The sequence below is a fragment of the Candidatus Binataceae bacterium genome (genome assembly GCA_035508495.1).
Taxonomy (GTDB): domain Bacteria; phylum Desulfobacterota; class Binatia; order Binatales; family Binataceae; genus JASHPB01.
The window spans coordinates 51455-76298 of the sequence record DATJMX010000024.1 but is presented as its reverse complement, the minus strand read 5'-3'; the positions used below and the strand labels follow the sequence as shown (position 1 = coordinate 76298).

General features: G+C 58.7%; 26 protein-coding genes. 9 read left to right on the top strand and 17 right to left on the bottom strand.

The window, feature by feature from the left end; genetic code table 11:
* Nucleotides 1-148: 148 nt before the first annotated feature.
* Together VMA09_08500 and VMA09_08495 are read right to left on the bottom strand one after the other, a co-directional pair.
* On the bottom strand, nt 149-406 hold the full coding sequence (locus tag VMA09_08500) for a DUF883 C-terminal domain-containing protein (GenBank protein HUA33633.1): 258 nt from the start codon (nt 404-406) through the stop codon (nt 149-151).
* Between the two features lie 340 nt (nt 407-746).
* On the bottom strand, nt 747-977 hold the full coding sequence (locus tag VMA09_08495) for a DUF1328 domain-containing protein (protein HUA33632.1): 231 nt from the start codon (nt 975-977) through the stop codon (nt 747-749).
* Between the two features lie 249 nt (nt 978-1226).
* Between VMA09_08495 and VMA09_08490 the strand changes: the two genes are divergently transcribed.
* From VMA09_08490 to VMA09_08465, 6 genes are all read left to right on the top strand, one after another.
* Entirely contained in the window at nt 1227-1685 is a 459-nt protein-coding gene (locus tag VMA09_08490) for a hypothetical protein (protein ID HUA33631.1), read from the top strand.
* Nucleotides 1686-1827: 142 nt separating this feature from the next.
* Nucleotides 1828-3192 (top strand): sigma-54 dependent transcriptional regulator, encoded by a 1365-nt coding sequence (locus VMA09_08485; GenBank protein ID HUA33630.1) that lies wholly within the window; start codon nt 1828-1830, stop codon nt 3190-3192.
* Between the two features lie 136 nt (nt 3193-3328).
* On the top strand, nt 3329-5074 hold the full coding sequence (locus VMA09_08480; GenBank protein HUA33629.1) for an ATP-binding protein: 1746 nt from the start codon (nt 3329-3331) through the stop codon (nt 5072-5074).
* A 31-nt stretch (nt 5075-5105) separates the two neighbouring features.
* The gene (locus VMA09_08475) at nt 5106-5759 is read left to right on the top strand and encodes a hypothetical protein (protein HUA33628.1); all 654 of its coding nucleotides are present in this window, start codon (nt 5106-5108) and stop codon (nt 5757-5759) included.
* A 168-nt stretch (nt 5760-5927) separates the two neighbouring features.
* Complete coding sequence (locus VMA09_08470; protein HUA33627.1) at nt 5928-6326, top strand: BON domain-containing protein; 399 nt, start codon at nt 5928-5930, stop codon at nt 6324-6326.
* A 676-nt stretch (nt 6327-7002) separates the two neighbouring features.
* Nucleotides 7003-7374, top strand: a complete 372-nt coding sequence (locus VMA09_08465; protein HUA33626.1) for a hypothetical protein — start codon at nt 7003-7005, stop codon at nt 7372-7374.
* Nucleotides 7375-7445: 71 nt separating this feature from the next.
* Here the strand turns inward: VMA09_08465 and VMA09_08460 are convergent, their stop codons facing one another.
* The 11 genes from VMA09_08460 to VMA09_08410 form a co-directional block, all read right to left on the bottom strand.
* On the bottom strand, nt 7446-8162 hold the full coding sequence (locus VMA09_08460; GenBank protein HUA33625.1) for a response regulator: 717 nt from the start codon (nt 8160-8162) through the stop codon (nt 7446-7448).
* 57 nt (nt 8163-8219) lie between these two features.
* On the bottom strand, nt 8220-8723 hold the full coding sequence (locus VMA09_08455) for a chemotaxis protein CheX (protein HUA33624.1): 504 nt from the start codon (nt 8721-8723) through the stop codon (nt 8220-8222).
* A gap of 16 nt (nt 8724-8739) precedes the next feature.
* Nucleotides 8740-9561 carry a protein-glutamate O-methyltransferase CheR gene (locus VMA09_08450; GenBank protein ID HUA33623.1) on the bottom strand — a complete coding sequence of 274 codons (822 nt, stop codon included), beginning with the start codon at nt 9559-9561 and terminating at the stop codon, nt 8740-8742.
* Nucleotides 9558-10706, bottom strand: a complete 1149-nt coding sequence (gene cheB / locus VMA09_08445) for a chemotaxis-specific protein-glutamate methyltransferase CheB (protein HUA33622.1) — start codon at nt 10704-10706, stop codon at nt 9558-9560. Before cheB ends, VMA09_08450 begins: the two co-directional genes overlap by 4 nt.
* On the bottom strand, nt 10703-11074 hold the full coding sequence (locus tag VMA09_08440) for a response regulator (protein ID HUA33621.1): 372 nt from the start codon (nt 11072-11074) through the stop codon (nt 10703-10705). Before VMA09_08440 ends, cheB begins: the two co-directional genes overlap by 4 nt.
* Before the next feature lie 313 nt (nt 11075-11387).
* Complete coding sequence (locus tag VMA09_08435) at nt 11388-13046, bottom strand: methyl-accepting chemotaxis protein (GenBank protein HUA33620.1); 1659 nt, start codon at nt 13044-13046, stop codon at nt 11388-11390.
* Between the two features lie 42 nt (nt 13047-13088).
* Nucleotides 13089-13577 (bottom strand): chemotaxis protein CheW, encoded by a 489-nt coding sequence (locus tag VMA09_08430; protein ID HUA33619.1) that lies wholly within the window; start codon nt 13575-13577, stop codon nt 13089-13091.
* A gap of 10 nt (nt 13578-13587) precedes the next feature.
* The gene (locus VMA09_08425) at nt 13588-16512 is read right to left on the bottom strand and encodes a hybrid sensor histidine kinase/response regulator (protein HUA33618.1); all 2925 of its coding nucleotides are present in this window, start codon (nt 16510-16512) and stop codon (nt 13588-13590) included.
* 311 nt (nt 16513-16823) lie between these two features.
* Complete coding sequence (locus VMA09_08420; protein ID HUA33617.1) at nt 16824-17627, bottom strand: CBS domain-containing protein; 804 nt, start codon at nt 17625-17627, stop codon at nt 16824-16826.
* 262 nt (nt 17628-17889) lie between these two features.
* On the bottom strand, nt 17890-18138 hold the full coding sequence (locus VMA09_08415; protein HUA33616.1) for a helix-turn-helix domain-containing protein: 249 nt from the start codon (nt 18136-18138) through the stop codon (nt 17890-17892).
* A gap of 144 nt (nt 18139-18282) precedes the next feature.
* On the bottom strand, nt 18283-18534 hold the full coding sequence (locus tag VMA09_08410) for a helix-turn-helix domain-containing protein (protein HUA33615.1): 252 nt from the start codon (nt 18532-18534) through the stop codon (nt 18283-18285).
* Between the two features lie 413 nt (nt 18535-18947).
* Here VMA09_08410 and VMA09_08405 point away from each other — a divergent pair, with 413 nt between their 5' ends.
* Nucleotides 18948-19073 carry a hypothetical protein gene (locus VMA09_08405; GenBank protein ID HUA33614.1) on the top strand — a complete coding sequence of 42 codons (126 nt, stop codon included), beginning with the start codon at nt 18948-18950 and terminating at the stop codon, nt 19071-19073.
* A 255-nt stretch (nt 19074-19328) separates the two neighbouring features.
* On the top strand, nt 19329-20921 hold the full coding sequence (locus tag VMA09_08400; GenBank protein HUA33613.1) for a L,D-transpeptidase family protein: 1593 nt from the start codon (nt 19329-19331) through the stop codon (nt 20919-20921).
* Nucleotide 20922: 1 nt separating this feature from the next.
* Here VMA09_08400 and VMA09_08395 read toward each other — a convergent pair whose 3' ends face one another.
* Both VMA09_08395 and VMA09_08390 read right to left on the bottom strand, forming a co-directional pair.
* Complete coding sequence (locus tag VMA09_08395) at nt 20923-21852, bottom strand: MBL fold metallo-hydrolase (protein ID HUA33612.1); 930 nt, start codon at nt 21850-21852, stop codon at nt 20923-20925.
* 4 nt (nt 21853-21856) lie between these two features.
* Nucleotides 21857-22297, bottom strand: coding sequence for a DoxX family membrane protein (locus VMA09_08390; protein ID HUA33611.1), 441 nt, complete (start codon nt 22295-22297; stop codon nt 21857-21859).
* Between the two features lie 129 nt (nt 22298-22426).
* Between VMA09_08390 and VMA09_08385 the strand changes: the two genes are divergently transcribed.
* Nucleotides 22427-22981, top strand: coding sequence for a carboxymuconolactone decarboxylase family protein (locus tag VMA09_08385; GenBank protein ID HUA33610.1), 555 nt, complete (start codon nt 22427-22429; stop codon nt 22979-22981).
* Here VMA09_08385 and VMA09_08380 read toward each other — a convergent pair whose 3' ends face one another.
* Both VMA09_08380 and VMA09_08375 read right to left on the bottom strand, forming a co-directional pair.
* A complete protein-coding gene (locus VMA09_08380; protein ID HUA33609.1) occupies nt 22982-24034 on the bottom strand; it encodes a phosphotransferase family protein in 1053 nt (350 codons plus the stop codon).
* Nucleotides 24035-24226: 192 nt separating this feature from the next.
* A complete protein-coding gene (locus VMA09_08375) occupies nt 24227-24625 on the bottom strand; it encodes a hypothetical protein (protein ID HUA33608.1) in 399 nt (132 codons plus the stop codon).
* Between the last annotated feature and the right edge of the window lie 219 nt (nt 24626-24844).

Sequence of the window (24844 nt, the reverse complement as noted above, 5' to 3'; positions counted from 1 at the left end):
CCCGCAAAAAAACCAGTCGCGGCGGCAGCGCCGACCGCAAGCATCGGCTTATCGCAGATCAGCCGCGACCAGCTGTCGATGCCCGGAAGTGACAGCGCTGGCGAGCGCTTTTGCCTATTACTCACTCGTTGGCCCATCGCACAAATACTCAGTTGGCGCGTCGCATCAACCGCGCCGCCAGATAGCCAACTGCGAATGCCGCGGCAACGGCGATCCAGGGTTCGTCGCGGACAAACTGCCGTATGTCGAAATCGCCTTTGTGCTCATCGACAAAGTCTTTGATCGTTTCGGTGGCGCGCTCCGCCGTGCGGCGACCCTTATCGAAAGCATCCTGAACGGCAGGACCTGCATCTTGGATGGACATCAGAATTAACTCCTCAGTTGTTCGTTCAAACTGGGCGCTCAAGACGAGTCTTGAAGTCTCAGAGCGCCTTGATGATTGATTTGACGAGCAATTGATGCGCCAGCGACAAAAGCGAGCCAGACATCGGAATTGGGCTATCGATCACTCGCGAATCCACTTTTCCTTATCCGTTTTACTGGCCGGTAATCGGAAAAAATTACACGGCGAAGTCGGTAAATTTTTCTCGCGTCTGAGAAAAATGCAGCAATTTGCTCACTGAATTTCCATTAAAGCTGTGGCATGGAGCCTGCTGAAAGCCGACTTCTACGGTTTGGTAAGCGATCTACGCGGGCCCGGCGTCAAAATGACGGCGCCGGTCCCGCATCAAGGAGGAAAGCTCCTTCTACACCGCGCGCCAGCCGAGGGCGAGACCGATGACGAAAAGCACGAGGAAGATGAAGAAGAGGACGCGCGCCATGTCAGTCGCGACGCCCGCGATACCGCCAAAGCCCATCACGCCGGCGACGAGCGCGACGATCAAAAAGACAAATGCCCAGTACAGCATAAATCTCAGCTCCGTGTTGAGTCTCGTCACGAACTCAGTGACTGCGTAATGGGCTTTCGCAATCAACATGCCCAGGTCTCGTCACGTGGGTGCAGTCAAATACTCATTCGGAAAACGTCGCGATCTGAGCGTCGGTCAAACTTTACACGGTCAAGAATATTCTTCCGGATTCACGTGCAAAGACCAAAGGATGCGACCGCGAACGGCAAGGAAGTTACTAAAATCGCCGCATACCAAGTTGGTATTTCGCGCAAAGGTCTTGTTGGCGCTGCTCTTGCTTGCTGACCCAGCGGAACTCAACCCCCCGAGGATAATTGAATGAAAGCACAACTGGTTGACGACTCGTTGCCAAACCTCTTCCAGGGCGACTGCATACTTCCTTCTCAGTACAACGAAGTTGCGGGACCGCGGCGATATTCGGACGAAGGACAGCGCCGGCTGCTGCTCGCCGTGCTCGAAGACGCCATCCGCTGCTACTTCGAATACAGCGGCGCGATGCGCGGCACCGATCGCTACGACGAATTCACCGAGGCTCGCGACTGGATCTATTGGACTGGCGAGTCCGAAGGGTTGTCGTTCGCCAATGTCTGCGAAGCGCTGGGCATTGATTCAAGCTGCCTGCGCGAAGGCCTGCGCCATCGCTTCAATATCATCACCTCGCGCGCACCGCAGGCGGCGCGTGACGGCGCCACCGGGCACCGCGGCGCGAACGTGCCTCCGCGGCTGAATCTGCGCGAGCGCAACGGGCGCATGCGGGTGGTAGCAGCACGCCGCTAGTCTCATAATGAGGGCGGCTCGGGACGAGCTCCCGGCAATCTTGAGACTCGAGCGGCTGAAGTTCTAGGATCGTCTCGGGCTCTTGATTGCTTTCGAACCGGCGGGGCGCTTGCCGGGAAATTCCGACGAGTGATGGTTAGGGATGGCTGGAGAAATTCGAGTTTTAGTTGCAGAAGACGACGCCGGCACTCACGAGGAATGGCGTGAGTCGCTGGCGGCCTGGGGTTATCGTCCGGAGATCGCCGAGGACGGTGTTCGTGCTCTCGAATTGCTCGAGACCTTTCATCCCCAGATCCTCCTCGCCGACCTGAGAATGCCGCGCAAGAGCGGCCTCGAGCTGATTCGCGACATCCACGAGATGGGTATCCAGTTGCCCACCATCATGATCTCCGGGCAGGGCGATATTCCCGACGCGGTCGAGGCTATCAAGCTGGGCGCGCTTGACTACCTGCGCAAGCCCGTCGATCCGCCGCATCTGCGCCAGATGCTGAAGCAGATCGCCGAGAACCTTGCGATGCGCGATGAGAACTCCGCGCTCAAGCGCCGCCTCGCCCAGGTCGGCGAACTCGGACCGTTATTCGGCCAGTCGCTCGCGATGCGCCGCGTGATCGCTGCGATCGAGCGGCTCGCGCAATCTTCGGCGTCGGTCGTGATCACGGGCGAGAGCGGGACCGGCAAAGAGCTCGTCGCGCGGACGATCCACGAGTTGTCACCGCGGCGCAATGCGCCATATCTGCCAGTCAACTGCGCGGCGATTCCCGATACCCTGATGGAAAGCGAGCTCCTCGGCCACGAGCGCGGAGCATTCACGGGCGCCGACCGCCGCAAGGAAGGGTGCTTCGAGCTGGCCAACACCGGCACACTTCTGCTCGACGAGTTGACCGAGATGAAGGTTGAGCTGCAGGCCAAGCTGCTGCGGGTGATCGAGGAACAACGCCTGCGCCGTCTGGGCGGCACGGCCGAAGTTCCGATCGACGTGCGCGTGCTGGCGGCCTCCAATCGCGACATCGAGGGCGCGGTGCGCGACGGCAAACTGCGCCAGGACCTTTACTATCGCCTCAATGTATTCACGATTCAGCTTCCTCCATTGCGCGAACGTATCGAAGATCTGCCGCAGCTCGCGCAGATGTTCGTGCAGCATTACGCAACACAGAACAACAAACAGATCATGGGCATCGACGATGAATGCCTCGACACTCTGCGCGCGCATCCGTGGCCCGGTAACGTGCGGCAACTGCGCAACGTAATCGAGCGCGCGGTGATCGTCAGCGACGGCCAGATGATTCGCAAGCGCGATCTGCCAGAAGAGTTCCGCGCCACCGGCACGACGGACAGCGGGTTCGTCAGGATTCGAGTCGGCGCGTCTCTCGATGAAGTCGAGAAAGAAATGATTTCGCGCACGATCGAGTTTACCGGAGGGAACAAGACTCGCGCGGCCGATATTCTTGGCGTCAGCGCGAAAACGCTGTACAACAAATTGGAGCGGTTCAGTCAGGAGCAGCACTGACTGATTTGCGCTTGGCACGGGCCCGTCGAGACGCGGCCCGCAGCTCGTCAGCGCCGAACAGCCCGGCACAGATATGCGGCTACGTGCAAGACTGGCCTGTTTAATTCTGATCCTGCTGTTCATCCCAATCTTGTCGATGAGCCTGATCTCGCTCGATTACATAGTCGGGCAGATGATCGACGATCTCTCGCATTCGACCGATCTTGTCGTCGATCAGATCTTCGAGCAGATCCGCGATACCCTGATGAAGGGGGGCGGACCCGATCTGCCGGCAGAGCTCAAGAATAGTAAATCGCTCGCGCGCCTGCTCAATTCGACGCAGGCCTTCGCGCCCTCGGTGGTATCGGCATCTGTCGTGGCCCTCGACGGAACGGTGATTGTCGCCGCGAACGATGAAGGAGAGGGCAAACCCGCGCCCGCGCTGCCGCCCCTGTCTCAGTTCGAGGCGCGCGCCAAGGGATGGTGGCTGTTCGCTTCGATACCAAGTCTCGTGAGCAGTAACGTGTATGAGTCGCGGCGCGAGGTTATCGTCGATAACAAGCCGGCCGCGATCATTTCGATTGGTGTCACCACCGCGCTGGTCGCCGACCGGGCGCGGCATCTGCTGCTGGTGATTCTCCTCACGGCCGTGGCCGTCACTGCGATTGCCTGGCTTGCGATCTCGCTCGTCGCCAATCGAATCTTGTTCCAGGTCGCAGCGCTGAGCCGCGGAATCGAGCAACTCGCTGCCGGTCGCACTCCGGTCGAGGTCGAGGTCGAAGGCCGCGATGAGCTGAGTGCGCTGGCCGAACAATTTAACGAACTCTCGCGTCAGGTGCGTTCCGATCGCTCACGACTCGATACCGATCGGGCGCATCTCTTTGATGTCGTTCGATCAATCCAGGACAGCGTGATGCTGTTGGACGCGCAAGGTATGGTGCTTTTCGCCAATCGCATGGCCCGCGAAAAGCTCGCGCCGGGCGCTGCTAACCTTGACGGCCTTGCGCTCGAAACCGCGCTCGGGCGTGGGCATCCAATTGCGGCATTAGTCAAAACTACTTTCGATACGGGCACTGAGGCTCACGACGTCCCCGTCCAGATGCGCGACGGTTCGATGCTGGTTTCATTTTTCAGGATGGGCCAGGGACCCAAGCCGGCCGGGCTGCTCCTCGTAATGCGCGATCTTAAGCAAGTCATGGAACTTGAAGCCGCTCTTGATACATCGAATCGGCTCGCGCGTCTGGGCACCTTGATCTCGGGCATGGCGCATCAGCTACGCAGCCCGCTGCACGGCATGAATCTTCGCCTTGAGCTTTTGCGCGACGATCATGGCGAGGGCGCGACTCGACATATTGATAAACTTCGTCAGGATGTAACGCGCCTCGATCAGGCAATTGAAGCGATACTCCGCTTTACGCGGCCCGCTGATCTTAAAATCACCGATTTCAGCGTCAATGATCTTCTGGCCGAAATTGGAACGCGCGTGAAGACTGAACGTATAGAAGTTGAGTACAATCTAGCGTCGGGACTTGCCGCGGTGCGGGCAGACAAAGGGATGATCGCGGAAGCTTTGACGAACTTGGTAACGAATTCGGTGCAGGCGATGCCGCACGGCGGGAAGTTGACGCTCGCCACACGGCCGAAGGACGCCACCGTCGAGATCGAGGTTGCAGATCAGGGCATTGGAATTCCGAAGGACAAGTTGGACCGCATTTTCGATCTCTACTATACGACCAAACCGGGCGGCAGCGGACTGGGATTGCCGTTCGCGATGCGCGCGATCGAGCTCAATCATGGGAAGATCCACCTCAGCTCCGAAATCGCGCAAGGTACAATCTGTACTATCGCTCTCCCGATGGCTGAAAATGTATCTCCACGCCCAATCGCCGGCAGCACGGCTTGAAGCAAGACCACCCTCGCGCCATGGGCTGACAATGGCGGCGATCGGTGCCTTCTCGCTAACAATCGTCGGCTGCGCACAAATGATGAACAGCCTGAGCCAGTTCGTAAATCCGGAAGCTCAGGCGAATCCCGAGGAGAGCGTCACGGGGGTTGCCAGCGCGACAGCAGCGGCGATGCCCACAATCAGTTCGACAGAATTGCCAATGGCGATCGCCACATCGCGCGCCACCGCGCGCTCGAAGGCCAAGACCGCGCGACCATCGCTGGCCATTGCAAAACCGCCATCAAGTATGCCGAGCGAAACCACTGTCGATTCGCCTGAAGCCACCAATCCTCCGGTGGTCACCCTGGCCGAGCCAGCTGACGCAGCCGTAACTGCTCCTCAAACCTCCACGGCTTCACCTGTCGCGGCTTCGAGTCTGGCGCTTGCGTCGCCCGACGGCGTGTTACGAAATAAGACCGAGCAGATGATTCGTGACGTCAATGCCGAAGCCAGGCAGGTCGATGAGAAAAACCTGACGGCTGACCAGCTCAGCAGTGAGACCTTGGCGACGCGACTGCTAAGGAGCGCCGAAAAGTCTTTCGATGATCAGGATTATTCCGCCGCGGATAGTTTGGCCGCGAAAGCATCGGCACTGCTGAGATCTCTGCCAATGAGCGACAATTCGACCGCCCCGCATAAATAGCTTTTCCGCGGTTTGCACATTCTTATTTCCGAGCATTGTAAAAAAGTTACAACTCGCCTTCTTGGAGAGCGAGTGGGTTTGGAATTCTTGAGCTTTTTCTAGGTCCAATAATTGCTGGCCTTAATTTACCTCGGTCCCCGGAGTTCAGCCGGTTGCTGCGGTCACGCGATGAATTATAAACCAATCGCGGCGGGTATCGTCGCTGCACCATTAATCTTAAGTTTAAGCGGTGCTGCCCTCGCACAAGGGTCGAGCGTCCAGTTGCACTCCAAGTCTGCTAAGCTCAGCAGCACTTCTGCTCAGGCCTCTCGCGTGTCGCCCAATTTAGCTGCGGACGATGCTGACATCGCCGATGCCGTTGAGGCCGCGCTGAAAAGCGACAAAGTCGTCCGATACGAAGACATTCGGGTTGAAACGGCCTCGGGCATCGTGACACTGAGCGGAGTGGTGTCGAGTGCCTTCCAATCGATACGTGCCCAGCAGATTGCCTCGGCAGTCGAGGGCGTAAAGTCAGTTAACAATCATCTGACGATCATCGCATTGAGCAGCGCCATCTCGGGTAAGTGACCTTGAGCTGTAGTTTCGCCGAAGAAACGCCGGGACGTGAATTTACGTATGTACTGTCATCACACGGATTTGGCGATGAGATAGTTGAGCATGCTTAACCGCTTTCGAATTTTAGTTACAGTTCTATGCCTTCTGTTCGCTACCGTCTTGAGTTCTTGTTCAAGCCATGAGGAGACAACGACCCAACGAACTGTAGCTACTTCGCCAAACTATTCGGATTCAAGCGCACCGCCGCCCGCCACGACGGCTACCACGACAACCACCAATAACGACGAGCCCGATAGCGTCGTAGGTTCAACACTGCACGCTGTCGGCACTATAATTCTCTTTCCATTTCGTCTGGTCGGCGACGCTATCAGCCTGATCGTATAGTCTAACGAAGGTAGTTTTTACAGACTTCCGTGCGGCGGCCAGCCCAGTCGATTAAGAGCGTCCACGCTTTAATAAAGATTATCCAAGTAAATAACCGGCACGCCGCCGATTCGATTAGGCACGCGGCTTGCCTATAGGCAGTGTCGACACCGCGTGTGTCGCAAACGAAGGTCTTCGGTTGGGTCGCAGCTTGTTACTGTCCTCCTGACGCAGCAGGCGTTGCGTTTAACCCCCTCTCAGGTTGCGGCCCCGCCGTTCTTTTTCCGGCATTCGAAATCCGCATGCCGGCAACAGGAGAATGCTTATGAAATACATCTCGGGGTTGTTGGTCGGTACGGCGATGCTAGCCATGACGGGCGCCGCATTCGCCCAGGGGACCTCGGTGGTCCAGAACGGTAATACTGAAATTGTCTTCGAGAGCGCAGGCAAGGCGGACCTCAACATTCCTCAACTCAAAGCCTTCGACGATTTCGCCGCTTCACACGCAGACGTGGTATCGCGGCTCGCGCGGCAGCCACGCTTGATGGACAATCAGCAGTTCATGTCGGGGCATCCTGAGTTTGCACAGTTCGTCGATAGTCATCCAAACTTCAAGGACGAGTTCGAGGCCAACCCCGGCAACTATGTTCATCTGGCGCCGGGCGTTGAACGCAAGGTGGAGCACACAAGTTATTAAGCTTCAAAAAGAAAGCGGCCGCCCGATTGTTCGAGCGGCCGCTTTTGACTTTGAATCTCCGAAATAAATAGCTACTGTTGCGCTGTCAGATATTCCTGAAGTTTCTGCGTTACTTTGCGGGCGGTCTTGATGTCGAGACTCTCCGCTGCATTAGCCAGCTCCGCGCCATAGTCGCTGACCTTGCTGAAACCGTAGTTCGCGCCCTCGCCCTTGAGGCGATATGCAATTAAGTTCACAACCTGCATATCGCCGTTGTCCAGCGCCGCCATCGCGTCTTTGGCCTCGCGCTGCTTCTCGACGAGGAACGTCGAGCGAAGATCCTTCAGGCTATCCTGCTCCATACCCGCGTCGCCTTTGCCAAAAAGACGGCCCATCAACCCGCCGGATTCCTTGATAACCTCAAACCCGTCCCCGTCCATCGGACCGCACGACGATGCCTTCTTGATCGCTTGTTCGAGAGTCGCGCGCTTGACCGGCTTGCTGCAGCACGCGGAAAACCCCGCCTCCTTGGTTTTCACGGCCGCCTGCGAAGCATCCATCGCGGTGAGGGCTATAATCGGCGTGCGGGCATGACCCATCTTGCTCTCCCAGAGCCGAATCGCCTGCGTCGCCTGGTAGCCGTCCATCTTGGGCATGTGGATGTCCATCAACACCAGGTCATACTTGGCCTGTTTGAACTTGGCGACCGCGTTTTCACCGTTGTCGGCTTCGTCGACCTTGCCAAAGACCACTTCCATGTCCTTCAACGAGTTCTTGATCATCAGACGGCTCGATCGCGAGTCGTCCACTACTAGTACATTCAAAGGCTTCACGAACGGTTCTCCTTCAATGCTCTCGAGTGATCTTTAACGCGGCGCTACGCCATCGACCACAACTTCATGTTGAATCTTGGCATCGCCGCTGCGCGCTTCGAAAATCAGTATCGACAATGGCTCTTCGCGAAATCGGCAATGAATCGAATTAATCAATTCGAGTCCGGGAAAGACCAGTTTGTAGTCACATCCCTCGATTACCGACGGGGGTGTGAGCTCGGACGGCTCGGGCAGAAGGGTCTGGATCGCGCCCGAGGTGAGATTAGTCAGTTCGCCCATCGCATCGCAGATCTCTTCGTCGCCCGCGTCATCGAGACCGAGCATCAACTGCGCTATGGAGCGGGCAAAGTTAAACGAAGCTCGCAACACGATCGCGCCGTCCCACGCGCCGTTTATCTGGATACTGCCAGTCAGGAACCGGCTGTCAGTGCACTCGCACTCCTCTTCGAGATATTCGAGGCTGGCCTCGAACATCGCTTCCCACAGCCGTGCGGTGGCTTCGTGAATCTCTTCGACTTCGAGTCGATCGCTTCTCATGGGTTATTGTCCTTCCTTACTTGCGCAAGCGGTGCCATCCGCTCCGATCTTGTGCGAATCTTTCGAACGCGTCATGAACGCCGAATGTGGTTTCGGAATTTCCCAGCAACAGATATCCGTCCGGTTTGAGCCGGCGCGCGATAGAATCGATGATCCGCCGCTTGGTATCGAGGTCGAAATAGATCATGACGTTGCGCAGCATGATAATGTCCATGTCAGGCAGCGCCGGGAACGCCCGCGTCAGGTTGATTTCAAAGAACTCGACCATCTTGCGAATTTCCGGCCGCAAGTCCCAGCACAACCGATTGCGCATGAAGTATTTCACCATCAGGCTGGCCGGCATGCCGCGGTTTACTTCGAGTTGTGAGTAACTGGCGCCGCGCGCCCGGTCGAGAACATCGGTGGAGAGGTCGCTCGCCAGGATCCGCAGTTTCCACTGCATAACGGTCGGGAAATACTCATTGATAGTAATTGCGACGGTGTAAGGTTCCTGCCCCGTCGAACAAGCAGCGCTCCAAATATTGAGCGCGCGCTCGTTGCGGCGCTTTTCGACGAGATCGGGAAGGATCTGCTTGCGCAACGTTTCGAAGGGCGACATGTCGCGGAAAAACGAGGTTTCATTGGTGGTCATCGCTTCAATCACGTGACGATGAACCACGCTGGAGGCGCCGCTTTTGAGGCGTTGAATAAAGAGCGCCACCGACATCGCATGATCGCGCTCGGCCAGCGGGCGCAGGCGCGCTTCGACCAGGTATTCCTTGCCGGTCTCGAGAACGATCCCGGCATTGGCCCGCACCAGGTCGCGCACGTACTCAAATTCCTGACGACTGATAGTCACAACGCTACTCCCGCACTCTTCGCGATACGATTCGATCCGACCGCGGTTCCCTTGCGCACGCGCAGCGTGATCGCCGAGCCCAACTCGCCCAGCGCTATCTGCGCATGCGCCAATCCTGAGCGCGCCACGAACCCGGGCATCCCCCATACCACCGAACTCGCTTCATCCTGGACCAGCACCCGCCCGCCCGCGCCGCGAATCGCTTCGCAACCGCGCAAGCCGTCCTGTCCCATGCCCGTCATCACAACTCCGAGCGCGGACGATCCATAAACGCGTGCGACCGAACGAAACATCACGTCAGCCGAAGGGCGGCAGGAGTTTTCGTGCGGATCCTGGTTGGTCTCAATTACTACTCGCGTACCCGCGCGTTTGATTGTCATGTGATAGTCGCCGGGCGCGATATAGGCGTGGCCGGGTTCGAGATATTCCCCCGGCTTCGCCTCGGTTATAGGAACAGAAGCTTTTTCCGACAGACGCTCTGCCAGCAGCTTGGTGAATAACCGCGGCATGTGCTGGACGATGAGTACCGGCACGGAAAGATTGGCCGGAAAACTAGGCATCAGCACCGCGAGCGCATTCGGTCCGCCGGTTGAGATGCCAATAGCCACAACATCCGCTGCCTGAGTGGGTTCGACATTGGACTCTGGTGTCGCGACTTTTGGCAGCGGTACCGTGTGAATGCTGGGAGCGCCCACAACGGTCCGCGCCGGCGCATGCGTCTCGCGCGGCCGCCCGCAATGTACTTTGATCTTGTTGATCAGATCGTCGATAACTTTCGAGATCTGGCCTGCCGCTCCGCCATTGGTGCTCGGCTTGGTGACATAGTCACTGGCGCCGAGTGTCAATGCGTCGAGAGTCTGCGCGGCGCCACGTTCGGTCACCGTGCTGAACATTATAACCGGCAGGGTACGCCAGCTCTTGCGCAGCTCGGCGAGGGTCTGCAGACCATCGAGCTCCGGCATCTCGACATCGAGGATTACGCAGTCGGGATTGTACTGCGGAATACGCGCGAGGGCGATTTTGCCGTTCGGCGCTGCACCGATTACCTCGATCGCCGGATCGGTCGACAGCATCGAAGTCAGCATCCGGCGTACGACAACTGAATCGTCTACCACCAGGACGCGAATTTTGGCGGGCGAGTTCAACACTGCACCACGCCCATCATCTGAAGCTTCGAGAGGATGAGATCCTTGTTGAATGGCTTCATCAAGTATTCATCGACCCCCGCGCAAAGCGCTTCGGACACATGCTCCGAATCGGCGGCCGTCGTCACCATCATGAGTTTCATGGAGTCGTACTCGGGATCGGAGCGGACTTCGCGCACGAATTCGATGCCGGTCATGATCGGCATATGCCAATCGACCAGGCTCAGTTCGATCGCGCCATACTCTTTCAGAGTATCGAGCGCTTCCTTGCCGTTGGCCGCTTCAAGAATCTCGAAGCCCAGCTCTTTGATCGTGCGGGCGATAATCGCGCGCATTGTCTTCGAGTCATCTACGATTAAAGCACGCACAGAATTTTACCTCGTGAGGGCACGCACTGCTTCGATATAGCTACGCAAGGTCCGGACCTTAGCGCCGGTTGGGGAGAGCGTCTGTATTTCATTGAAGGATCGTCTTTCCGAAACGAGAATCGAGTTTGTCGAGATAGATAATGACCGCGCCCGTGACACCGATCTGTTGCGGTTCCTTCCCAGATTGGTTCAGCTGCAACTGGACCCACCATAGAATCAGTTGGCGATGGGCAGAGGACGCCGGGATGATCGAACTGAAAGTATAGTCGCGGATTTAGCATAACCAATCTCCAGGATGCGGTTGTCGACGACTTTATGCGGGCACCGCGTGTCCGTTCGCGCGCGCCCGAGACGTATGGGCGACGCCATTGCCATCGGTTAGCTTGAATCGCTCGACAACATCCTGGAGGCGATGCGCAAGCTGAGAAAGATCTGACGCCGCCTGCTGGGCGCCGGTGGCGCTCTGTTGAGTCTCGAGAGCGGCCTGCGCGACGCCTGTGATGTTACTCGCAATCTCAGTCGAGCCTTTGGCGGTCTCGGCAATATTGCGGGCGATCTCGTTGGTTGCGGCGGTCTGCTCCTCGACTGAACTGGCTATAGTGTTCTGAATATCGTTGATCTTGCCGATTACCGAGGTGATCTCGTCGATTGCGGACACGGCACCTTTGGCATCGACCTGGATCGCTTCGACGCGCTGGCCGATATCCTCGGTGGCTTTCGCGGTTTCCTTCGCCAACTCTTTGACTTCATTGGCGACGACGGCGAAACCTTTGCCGGCCTCGCCGGCACGTGCGGCTTCGATTGTAGCGTTGAGTGCGAGCAAGTTAGTCTGCTCTGCGATCGAGGTGATTACCTTGATGACGTTGCCGATCTGCGCGCTTGACTCACTTAGTTTCGTCATCGTCGAGTTAGTAGTCGCTGCAAGCCTCGCGGCATTACCAGCGACGGCGGCGGCGTCGGTTGCATTCTTGGCGATTTCTTTGATCGAAGCAGTCATTTCCTCGGTCGCCGTCGATACGGTTGCGACGTTCTGACTGACCTGCTCGGCTGCGGCCGAAACTGCATTCGCTTGAGTCGAGGTTTCCTGCGAGGTTGCGCCCAACTGCTGGCTGGTACTCGTCAATTCTTCGGAAGCGGAGCTGAGAGTCTGTGAGTTGCCTCTTATTTCGCGAACCATTGCGGCCAGATTTTCAGTCATTTCATTGAGAACGGCGCCCAGTTGGCCAAGTTCATCCTTGGAGTCGACTTCGACATGCTGACTCAGATCGCCGGCGGCAATTCTTTCAAGGAAACAAACTTTTTCATGTACACTGCTGGCAATGACATGTGAGATGAGGATTCCGATCGTGCTCGCAAGTCCGAGACAAACGAGGAGGACCACGATCATCCATGTGACCCGTGACCTAATCGTGGCTTGCGCCTGAGACTTCACTTTCACGGTGTCCTGGTCCGCGTGATGCGCCACTTCGGCCAGTGCTTCGTCGAAAGCGGTGAAGATCGGCAACGCCTTGTTGTGGCGAATCTCATTAGCCTCATCCATTTTCCCAGCCTTGACCAGCGGAAATATCTCGTTATTGACCACCGAAAAGAACTGATCGGCGCCAGCGAAATTCTTTCGGAGAAGATCCTTGGTGGAGCCTTCGGGCAGATTGGCCATCCAGTATTGTTTTCGTTCCTCGAACGTCTTTTGTGCGGCCGTAAATCGCGTCATGTAGTCTTGGATATCGCCTTGGCTATGGCTCAGAAGCATCCGGTAGACGAGAAACATCGAAGGTTCTAGCGAGGCGGCGGGAGCTTCGATGTCATTTAAAAGGTTGGCGGTCAGCTCGATGCGATCGGCAAGCGCGCCGCCAATCCTGACGTTCTCTACCGCCGAGTAAGAAACGATACCGAGGAACAGCATTCCGCAAACGAAAATGCCGATCAGCAGGCGTAATTTCGTTACTATACTAAGGTCTTTGAAACGAACCATGGTACTCCCCTTTGATGAAACTCTTCGATATCCTGGAAAGAGTCAGTTGACGTGTTCACGAACATCCGACTGAGCAATGCTTGCGGTATCCAGTATCAGCAATAGCTTGTCCTTGAGCTTGTAGACTCCGCGAATCAGGTCGCAGACCTGGGGATCGACGTTCTGCGGACGGCGCTCGAAGCTGGCCGCGTCGACTTCCACTACATCGCCGATTTCGTCGACCCAGAGGCTGACCGGTTCCTCCGCCGTACGCACTACTATGTTCATCGGCTTCTGATCGGAGCCGCGCGGCGGCAGGTTTAACCTGCGCCGCATATCGATCGCGGTTACGATTTGTCCGCGCAGGTTGATAAGTCCGCTTACTACTGCGGGCGCGAGCGGAACGCGGGTGGTCGCCTGCGCGCGGAATACTTCCTGGACCTTTACTACTTCGACACCGAACAACATGCCGTTGACGTAGAAGGTCGTGAACTGGCCGCCGGTGGTGCCGGCCTGCGGTTCGCCGTTTGTCTGATTGTTTTGCGCTTGCATCGTATTGGCCTCAGGCCTGTACTTCGGCCTGTTCGGAATTTGCGGGAGCTTGAGTTCGCCGAGCGATCAGTTCAGCCACCGCGTCGATGATTGCCTGGCGATCGGCCTTGGCGTGATAGGCGTCGTACTTCTGCGCCGCTTCAGCCGATTTCTCGCCGCGTTCATCGGCAAGACCAAGTATGGGGATATGAGTTTCGCTGGTGCGCTTGCGGATTTGCGCGAACACGGGGCCGTTGCCGGGCAGATTGGCCGATACTATCGCCACGTCGATCTGATTGTGGTCGAGCTTTTCGATCGCTTCTGCAGCCCCGCTCGCCTCAAAAACCTGGTGTCCGGCCATCTCGAGATAGCTGCGGACGAGAACTCGCGAGAAGGCCGATTGATCGACCAGCAGGATGGAGCCGTGCGTCAGTTCGGCGGCCGATTCGGCCTCGTACCAGGAGCCGCGCGCCGCTTCGAACACCGCCCGCAGGTCGAGGAAGTCGGTGGTTTTCTGCGCTACCAGGGCCGAGCCGAGCAGACCCGGACGGCCGCTGAGCTGAGTCGCAATCGCTTCCTCCTCAACGATGTCGACGATCTGATCGACGACCACGCCGACCCGATGCAGACCGTCGTCGAAGACGACGACCTGGACCTGCTCGCGGCTTTCATCGCATCGCGAAGGACCCGCGTCGATGAGCGAGCTGAGCTCGACGAGCGGGAGGATTCGTTCGCGATAACGCACAACGTTGCATCCCGCGGCGTGCTCGATTTCCTTGCGATCGAATTCCTCTAGACGCGACACCAGCGCGAGTGGCACCGCGATACGCTCCGCCGAGCCGGCGCGGCATAGCAGCAGCGCCTGGCGCTTGTCGTTGGCGCGAGCGACAGCGCGCTGCTCGTCGCTGCGCGAGCTTTCGCGCGATTCGACCGCGACCGTTGCGAGCTGCGCGATGCCGAGCACGTCGAGAATCAGCGCGACGCGGCCGTCGCCCATGATCGTCGCGCCGGCGAAAGCCGACATGCCCTTGAGATGCTTGCCCAACGGCTTGACGACGATTTCTTCGGTGTCGTTGACCTCATCGACTACGAGGCCGAAGAGCTGATCGGCGATCTGCAGCACGACGATATGCGACGCGTCGGATTCGTTAGCCTGCTCGCACAGGGGCAGTTTGAGAACCTCGCGCAGGTAAACCAGAGGCAGCAGGTTGCCGCGCAGGCGATACACCGACGCGCCGTGCACTGTTTCGATCCGGCGGTCCTTGTCGCCGCTGTCGAGCCGTACGAGCTCGATAAGGCTGATCTGCGGAATGGCGTAGCGATCCTCGGCACAAGTGACTATCAGCGCCGGGATGATCGCGAGCGTCAGAGGAATCTTGATACGCAGCGTGGTGCCTTCGCCGTGGCGGCTATGGATATCGACGGTGCCGCCGATCTTCTCGATATTGGTGCGCACGACGTCCATGCCGACGCCGCGCCCCGAGATATTGGTAACCTTGTCGGCGGTTGAAAACCCCGGCAGGAAAATCAGCTTGAGCGATTCACTCTCAGTCATGCGCGAGGCTTGGTCGGCGGAGATGAGGCCGCGCTCCAGCGCCTTGTTGCGGACGCGCTCGAAATCAATTCCGGCGCCGTCGTCGCCGACTTCGATGATCACCTGGCCGCTCTGGTGCAGCGCGCGCAGGAACAGGCGGCCCTCGGCAGGCTTGCCCATGGCGGCCCGATCGGCGGACGATTCCACGCCGTGGTCGATCGCGTTGCGCACGATATGCGTCAGCGGATCGCGAATTGCCTCGATCAAGGTTTTGTCGAGCTCGGTTTCCTCGCCTTCCATCTCGATGCGCACCTGCTTGTTGCAAGCGAGCGCGAGGTCGCGAACGATGCGCGGGAACTTGCTCCAGATATTTCCGATCGGCTGCATACGGGTCTTCATGATCCCTTCCTGCAACTCGGTCGTGATCAGATTGAGGCGCTGCGAAGTGCCAAGGAACGCCGACTCCTGCTGCCCGGTCGAGAACTGGAGAATCTGGTTGCGCACGAGCACCAGCTCGCCAACCAGGTTCATCAACTTGTCGAGCAGGTTGACGTTGACGCGGATTACGCTGTCGGCGGCATGCGCCGCGGAGGCCGCGGTGGTCGCCGCAGCAGCGTTCGCATTGTTGCTCTCGTGATGTTCTTCGCGGGGGGCTCCTGGATGCGCTCCAGGCTGTGGAACTACCGCGGCTGGCCTGGCCGGCGCGGGCTTCGGAGCAGCCACCTCGACGGGAATATGCGCCGGAGCCGGGGGCTCCGGGTCCAGTGGCGCGGACTTCGTCAGCGCGGGTTCAACCTGCGCGGGCGCAGGCTTTACTTCCTCGGGCTTTTCCTCCGGTACGCTCACCGGAGCGGCAAGTGGCGCGGCCTCGACGACCGGCGGCTCGGGCTCGGCTGCAACTACGGGCGCGGCTTCCTTCTTCTTGCGTCGCGGCCTGGCGACCGGATCCTTCGGAGCGGGCGCCGCTGCCTCGACAAGCGGAGCAGGCGGCGTTGCGGCGTTTTGAACATCCGCGGATGCCGGGTTCTCCGGCGCCGCGACCTGCTCACCGCTAGTTAGCTTGTGAAGTCGTTCAATAAGAGCGGAATAGTCCCCATCGCCGTCGGTGCCCGACTGCTCGACCGCGGCGAGCATCTGCCTGACAGCATCGACGCTCGCCAGCAACGCGGAAGTGATTTGTTCGTTGAGCGTGAGCGCTCCGTCGCGCAGCTTGCTGAGCATGTCCTCGGCGGCGTGCGCAAGGCGCTCCAGACGGGCGAAATTAAGAAACCCGGAGACGCCCTTCATGGTATGAAAAGTCCGAAAGACCGAAGCCAGCAGGTCTGTTGAACGCGGATCTTTTTCCAATTCGACCAGGTCGTGGTCGAGCTGGTTTAGATTCTCGTGGCTCTCGATCAAAAACTCGCTAACGACCTCGTCCATAGTCCCCTCGCTGTTTGGTCTTTGAGGAATCGCGACTGACGCGATCATCGCTTCGCAAGCGCGTCGCTGTTCAGGCCGAGCCCCGCGAAAGAGGAGGGAGCAATGAGAATGCCACCGTGCGCGGGCGGCGGTTGCTCGGGAGCTCCGCGCGGTCAGCGAAAGAAAGACGGTTAGCGATGATTTGGGACGAACGAGGCGCGCGCCTATTTGCGGCGCGCGCCTGTCACTGTATGCGTCAGATTTGAGACGCGCTGTTTGATTCCGTTACATGCGGCAGGAGCGGTCTCGCGTCAGCGCTTGACCAACGATGGTCACGATTCGACCGCGCTCATAACGTCAGTAGTCGTGATGATACCTGCGAGCCCGCCATCATCGGTGACCACCGGCAGGCAATCGATCTTGTGCTCTTTGAGAATGCGCGCGGCTTCTTTGAGCGATGTTGCGGGAGTTACCGTCACGAGCGCCTCACTCATGGCATCGCGCGCGAGCACGTCCTTGTGCTTGCCGGCGAACAGACGAAGGTCGCGATCGGTGATGATGCCGATCGGTTTGCCGTCGGTGACAATCGGAATGGAGCGAAAACCGCCGTGCTCCATCTTGGTCTGGATCGACTCGAGCGTCTCATCCGCGGCGGCCGTGACAGGATGACGTGTCATCCAGACGTCGACCGTCTTCTTTGGATCGAATTTGCCGGCAGGAACGGCGAGGACCGGGCACGGCGCCTGGCGAATAACCTTCTCGGCCACGCTGCCGATGATCAGATGTGCGAGACCCTTGTGCCCATGTTTGGCCATCACGATCAGATCGATCCTGGCCTCGGTCGCGGCTTTCAGGATCTCATTTGCAGGATCGCCCGCCGGCGCCATGGTTTCGAAGCGCAAGCCCGCCAGATGCTTGCGCGCGATTTCTTCGAGGCGTGAGTTCGCGAAATCGACCTGTGCCTTGTTGACGTCGGCGAAACCTCCGCCATGGACAACGATGGGAGCGACATTCAGAAGGACGATCGTGCAATCGCCCAAGCGGGCGAGGCTTTCGATCGTTTTGAGGACGGCGGTCGAGTCATGATCAAAGTCGATTGGGCAGAGAATCTTCGTGTACGGAAACTCGCCAGGCATTGGACATCGCTCCTTGGGCGCCGGGTCGCGCGCCGGACAGCCTAGGCGCACCAGAGGATAGTGCCAAGGTTTTTTCTCGCGCTCCTCGATCCGAGGATGTTCATGTCCAGCGCGGTCCGCAAAGAGACGGCCTCCGATGCCCGGGCCAAACTGGACAGCGGCTCGATCCGACTAGACGAGTTGCGGCCCTCGGGCATTGGGATGGCAGGCGCATCGCTTCGCGCCTGCCGATCCGGAGAAATCCGAAGTCAGGAGCAGAATCCTACTTCGCGGCGCGAACTGCGGTGCGGGCCCGGGTGCGGGGCGCAGGGATATCTGCCGGGCGCGCCGCCGGCGACCGCTCGAGATCGTGCACCCAGGTTTCGATATCGGACAGCACGAAGCGATACGACTTGCCGAGCTTGAAACCGGGTAGGCCATTCTCGCGCAGCAGGCGATAGATCGTAGATGTGTGGCAATGCAGGTAATCTGCTAGCTGCCGGACGGTAAGGACCTGATTGGTCAAATCCATGGGTCCGATCCTCCTTCAGGGCGGGCACGAGCCAAACTCAATGCGCCGACCCTAGCAGAAACGACATTGTGAAGGCAATTCTACCAAACTGTAAGCTAGCGCGCGCTTACCGAAAGATAACGGTCGCGCGAGGACCTTACGCAGTCAGGGTTTGGCTGCCTTATTCGTCATGCGTTTCTTGCGCCATTCCTCGATCGAGCGCAAGTTGAAACGCCAATCGCTACCCAGCTTGAAACCGGGAATCTCGCCCTTCTGCAGCAGTCGGCGGATGGTGGCCTCGTGGCAATTCAGATAGGCAGCCAGCTCGGCCATCGTGATGATTTCGGTGTCGCGATCGATAACCACCGGTTGCTTGTCTTGGGGCGCACTTCCCTTGCGGCGACTGATTGTTGCCATAGATACGGCCTAGAACGCTCTACGTTTAGTAGAGAAAACCACAAGGCGTCGAAAGTAGCAATAGGGAAACATGGAATAGCATGCGCGATTGCGAAATGAAACTGAACTGCCGTTAAAGCCCGTAGTTGTTGGCTTAAAACGGCAATTGGGCGAATGAATGTCATAATACCCTGCTCTACCTGTTCTTAAAGGGTCAAAATTATCCGATCGCCGGCATTACCCTGACAAATCGTAACTCGCCTATTACGGTTTGCCTTTCAGCTTTCTTAGTGAGACGCTTTTCTGCCGCCGATCAGCATTCTGGCGTACTAAAGATGGGCAGAGCATCTACAAACAGCCGCGGGAACGCGCGACCGAGCGAGGCCCGGGTCGTCAGGCGCTGGCTCGCCGGCCAACGATGTGGTCGATGCGCTATGCAGGACACCGAGCGGATGGGCGGGGTGCTGCTGGTCTTACGCAACGAGGCCGATGATCTCGAGGTACTGCCCTTCTGCTACGAATGCGCCTGGAAGGTTTTCAAGCAGGGCGAGCAGATTTAGCGTCCCACTTTCAAGTTTCAGGATTCAGCTCCGATCGTCGAGTTTGCCTTTGTTCAAGCTAGCCTGCGCCACCGAGGAGACGCGCGTGCGCTTTCGATTGTCGCCGCCGATTGTGGATTCGTGGGGAGTCATCCGATGAGACGATTTGCCAGATTTTCGGCTTGTGCATTTGTTGTGACCCTGAGCGTGGCAATTTGTCAGCTCCGCAACGCGAGTGCCGCGTCGCCTTCAGCCGCTTCTTCACCCGCGCCGCCGATGACGCCGCAGCAGATCCAACTTCGCGCGATGGCCAATGCCGGCACGCTCAGCGATCTGCGCTGGCCCGATTTCAGCAACATCAAGCCGCAAGTGCTCTCCTTCTACGATGCCGGCAATTACCAACCCGCATGGACCGTGAGCGGCAAGCCGATTCCGCAGGCGGCGGCAATGATCGCCGAGTTCAAGAACGCATCGGATGAAGGTCTCAATCCCGAGGACTACGATGCGGCGCGATGGGACGCGCGCATGGCCAAGGTTCAGTCGTCGTCGCCGCCGCCTTCGCCCGACGAGCTAGATGATTTCGACCTGGCGATGACCGTGAGCGCGATGCGCCTCGTTTCCGATCTCCACGACGGCCGTGTCGATCCGCGCATTCTCAAGATCGGCCTCGATTCCAACGCCGCCCATTTCGATCTCCCCGCCGCGATCCGGACCCTGATTCTGCCTTCGGCAAATATGGACGCCGCAATCCAGAGCGTTGAACCGCCGTACGCTGGCTACAAGCGCGCCGAGGGCGCGCTCGCGACTTATCTCAAGATGGCCGCGGCGGGCGACACCAAGCCGCTTGCTGTCCCCGACAAGTCGATACATCCGGGGAATCAGTATCCGGCGATCGCCGATCTCGCGGCGCGCCTCAAGCAGTTAGGTGATCTGCCCGCTGACACCGATATCCCGGCGACCCAGACGCAATACAAAGGTCCGATCGTTGACGGGGTGAAGCACTTCCAGGATCGCCTGGGGCTGGAGCCCGACGGCATCCTCGGCAAGGGAACCGTCACCGAGCTTAACCGTCCGCTGAGTTATCGCGTTGAGCAGTTGCAACTCACCCTTGAGCGCTATCGCTGGATTCCGACGAGCTTTCCTGATCCTCCGATTCTCATCAATATTCCGGAGTTCATGCTGCGCACGATGCGCAAACAGCCAGCGCCGTTTCTGAAGATGCGCGTCATCGTCGGCAAAGCCTACGGCAAACAGACGCCGGTGTTTGCTGACTATATGAAGTGGGTGATTTTCCATCCCTACTGGGATGTACCGCCTTCGATTCTGCACGGCGAGATCGTCGGCAAGATCTCACGCAATCGCGACTACGTTGCCGACAACGATTTCGAAGTGGTAGACGATAGCGACAATGTCGTGACCGACGACTCGATCAGCGACGATGTGTTGCAGGGACTGCGCTCGGGCCGCTATCGCGTGCGCCAGAAGCCCGGCGACAAGAATGCGCTCGGACCGATAAAGTTCATTTTTCCCAACGACTACGACGTCTACCTGCACGGGACTCCGGCCCAAAGTTTGTTCTCGCACGCCCGGCGCGATTTCAGCCACGGATGTATCCGGGTCGAGAATCCCGAGGCGCTGGCCGACTGGGTGCTGCGCGATCAGCCGGGATGGGACCCGAATCGCATCAAAGAGACGCTCGCCGGCGATGAGACTGTGCGCGTCAATCTGACCAAGCCGATTCCGGTGCTCATTCTCTACAGCACCGCCGTGGTCGAGCCCGATGGCGAAGTGAAATTCTTCGACGACATCTATGGCTACGACAAACGGCTGAAGGAATTGTTGGCGACCGGTTATCCGCCCAAGGGTTAGGTCAATGCGCCGAGCCGAAGGTGCTTCCGATTTGGCCTTTGCTTTCGTAGTCAGCCAGTCGCTTCGCGTCGTGCGACACGACGATGTGCAGGTCAGGATTTGCCGCGGCGAGGTCGTGCAGCGTGCGCAACTCCGAGGTCACCTGCTGAGCGTTTTCGCCCATGCCCAGCTCCGCGAGGCGCGGCCGGCACCTGGGTGTGCTGACCTGTTCCATGGACCACGCGACGTCGCCAATCAGTAGATACTCGGAGTTGTCGGCGAGGCGGACGTAAACAATCTGACTACCTGGAGTATGCCCCGGGGCCTTGATCAGAACCACGCCCGGCGCGAGCGCATAGTAGTGATCGTAATCGATCGGATGCAGCTTGCTGCGGACGTCCTCGGGAAAATTACTCGCCTTCATCCACTTGTCATCATCGCGCTGCTCGCGCGATAGCATCAGATGGTCGGCGAAGGCGGGCAGAGCCGGTGATTCCGCGATGCCCTTCATATGATCGGCGTGCTCATGGGTGATCACGATCGCCCGCGCATGCATGAGCGCATCCTGATCGGCCTTGTACTGCTCCTCGTCGAACCGCCCGGGAAATGACTTTTCGAAGAAATCGCGTCCCGGCGGCGCGTCGACGATCACCATCGTGCCGTCCGGATAAAGCACCTGGTACGAGGGAAATACCATGTGATACCGGTCGAAGCGGATACCGCCGAGGAACATCGCCGCGGGTGGATTTCCCTGCGCGATCACGGCGGCATTGACTTTCACGGGCTTGGCGCCGGAATCCTGGTCGGCGAGCTTTCGCAGCGTCGCGAGATCGATTTGATAATCCGAGTGATCCGGTATCGGCGGCCCCTGCAGCAGAAACGCAAGCGCGATCGCGACGACTACGATTGCACTGCCGATCGCGATTGCGGCAATCTTCAGGAAGCGTCGCATCACCTTAATCGCGCGAGGCTTTAACGCCGGACTGCGTGATGAAAAGCGCGCCGCCGATCATCGCGAACCCCTTCAGCAGCATCGAGACGTTGATCGTACGCATCAGCGGGTCCTTGAGCGTGAGGATATTCAGCCCGTGCACGACGAACGTCACGGGCACCAGGAAGAGCACTATCAGCCACGCGCCAAGGCGCGGCTTGTAATTGAAAAGGATCATCAAAGCACCGACCAGCTCGACGACGCCCGAGATCATCACCCAGAAGGCGCGGAACGGAATCGCCGGATCCATCAGGTTCACGTAGTCACTCATGGTCGTGAAATGGGTGATGCCTGATAACACGAAGATGAGCGAGAAGAGGATTCGCGCCGCGATTCCGATCGCCGGGCTCGTGATCACGAGATCGCCCGCGCTTTGCGCCTGGGAAAAAGCGCCCGCCGATGCCATCGTCGATGGTGAACTCATGGATGGTACTTAGGCGCAGGCCACGCACGCGTCAATCCGCGATCGTGGAGAAAATTCACGCGCTGAAGTAGATGTAGTCGCAAATCTCCCAACCGGCTCGGAGGCATCAAAATGATTTCCAGAACGCAGCGCGTACAATTCGTCGACCTCGCCAAGCTCAGCACCGAAGATCGCGAGATGGCCGAGCGGACCCAGGTTAACGGCAAGGTCATCAATATCTTTCGCGTGCTGATGAATCATCCGAAACTCGCCCGCGCATGGTCGCGCTTCGCGACCTACATCCTGTCGGACAACCAGACGCTCAACGTGCGCGACCGCGAGATGATCATCCTGCGTATCGGATGGCTCAACCAGGCGGCCTACGAATGGGAACAGCACGTGCGCATCGCCAAGCAGGGCGGGATTACCGACGAAGAGATCGAGCGCATCGGCAAAGGGCCCAAGGCTGGATGGAACAAGCACGACACGGCGCTGCTGCAGGCGGCCGACGATCTGTTCGAGAATTCGGTCGTTTCCGATGAGACCTGGAAGACGCTGAGCGAGCGCTACAACACTCAACAGATGATGGACGTCGTGTTCACTATCGGTCAGTACAATCTCGTCTCGTGGGCGCTCAACAGTTGCGGCGTGCCGCTCGACGATTACCTGCCCGGCGCGAAGAAGTAATCAGAGTTGCTGCGCGATCGACCATCCGATTTGCGCACTGATCGCGGCGCGGCGGCCCCGTTCCTCAGCATCGGGGCCGCTCGCGTTGCCCTGCTTGGCGCGCCACGCGATGCCCTGCGCGATCGACGCTGAGCGAAAGAACGCGAACGCGATGAAGAACTGAAAGTCCTTGACGTTGGCGCGCCCGGTGCGCCGGCAATACGCGGCCAGGTAATCCTCTTCGGCCGGAATACCGAGCGCTTTGAGATCCTTGTCGGCGTAACCCGCGCCGTCGTCCATGCCGGGCGGGTAATGGTAGCCGAGGCAGTTCCAGGCGAGGTCCGCGAGCGGATGGCCGATCGTCGATAACTCCCAGTCAAGCACGGCGATGACCCGCGGCTCGGTCGGATGCAGGATCAGGTTGCCGAGGCGGAAATCGCCATGCGCAATGCTGGTCTCGTCTTCCTTCGGGATGTGCTGCTCCATCCATTCGATGAGCCGATCCATCTCGGGAATCGGATCCATCTCGGCGGCGCGGTATTGCCTGGTCCAGCGCGCAACTTGCCGCGCGATATATCCCTCCGGGCGGCCGAAGCCTTCGAGCCCGACCGCGAGATAATCGACCTTGTGCAGCCGCGCCATCGTATCGTTCATCGAATCGAAGACCGCGGCGCGCTCGTCGCGCGTAAGCCCTGGCAGCAGCGGGTCGGTCATGATCCGGCCCGGGACATATTCCATGATGAAGAACGGCGTGCCGATCACTCCGGTGTCTTCGCAAAGCAGATGGGCACGCGGGACAGGCACATCAGTCGGAGCGAGCGCGCGGATGATTCGATACTCGCGCTCGACCTGATGCGCCGATTGCATCAGCGTGCCACTCGGCTTCTTGCGCATCACGAGGCGCGCGTCACCAGCCTCGAGCAGGAACGTGGGATTCGACTGCCCGCTTATAAACTGCGAGATAACCAGTGGACCTTGCAGCGGAGGCATTTGCTCCGCGAGGTAACGCTCGAGGCGCTTCTCGTCAAAGCGATGGTTCTCACGGACTGGCGTCGTTACTCCTTCGATAGGCATCTCCGAACTCCAATGATGCGATCCGTGAAAAGCTAGATTAATTGGCGCAGAAAGCAAGGGCCGCGCCGACCCTGCTTCCGGTAAGAATTGCGCGATTCCATACCCACTCACGGAAATCCCTACATGTCGTGACCAAAATGCACGCCGACCGCATCGGCACGATACGTGCGATTTACCGCACAGAGCGCCCGCTCACGGGCGAAACTCGAAGCGAGGAAAACGCGTCATCATGAACAAAACCAGCATTCTGATCACGTCTTTCGTTATCGCGTCGGTCATCGGCACGTCGGGCTGCTTCGAATACAAGCGGGAAGATTCCAGCACCACTGCGACACCGCCGGTCGTTGAGACCACGCCGCCTACCGTCGTAGAGACCACACCTCCCACGGTCGTAGAGACGACGCCGTCCACCACCAGCTCTTCGACGACCACCACGACGCAGACGCCGAGCGGCACGGTCGAACGTTCGACCACCACGACGTACTGACCTTCAAAACTCGAAACAAGGAAAAGCGCCATCATGAAAAACGCCAGCATTCTTATCACGTCTTTTGTTATCGCGTCGGTGATCGGCAGTTCGGGATGCTTCACTTATAAGAAGGAAGAATCCAGCACGACGGCCACGCCGCCAGTCGTCGAGACGGCGCCATCCACCACCACCTCCTCTTCGACCACCACCACCCAGTCGCCGAGCGGCACGGTTCAGCGTTCAACTACTACGACATACTAACCTCTCCGGCATCAGGCGGACGGAATTCCCGTCCGCCTGTTACATCTTTCGCAGCTAATTCAAATCATCGCGCACCCTCG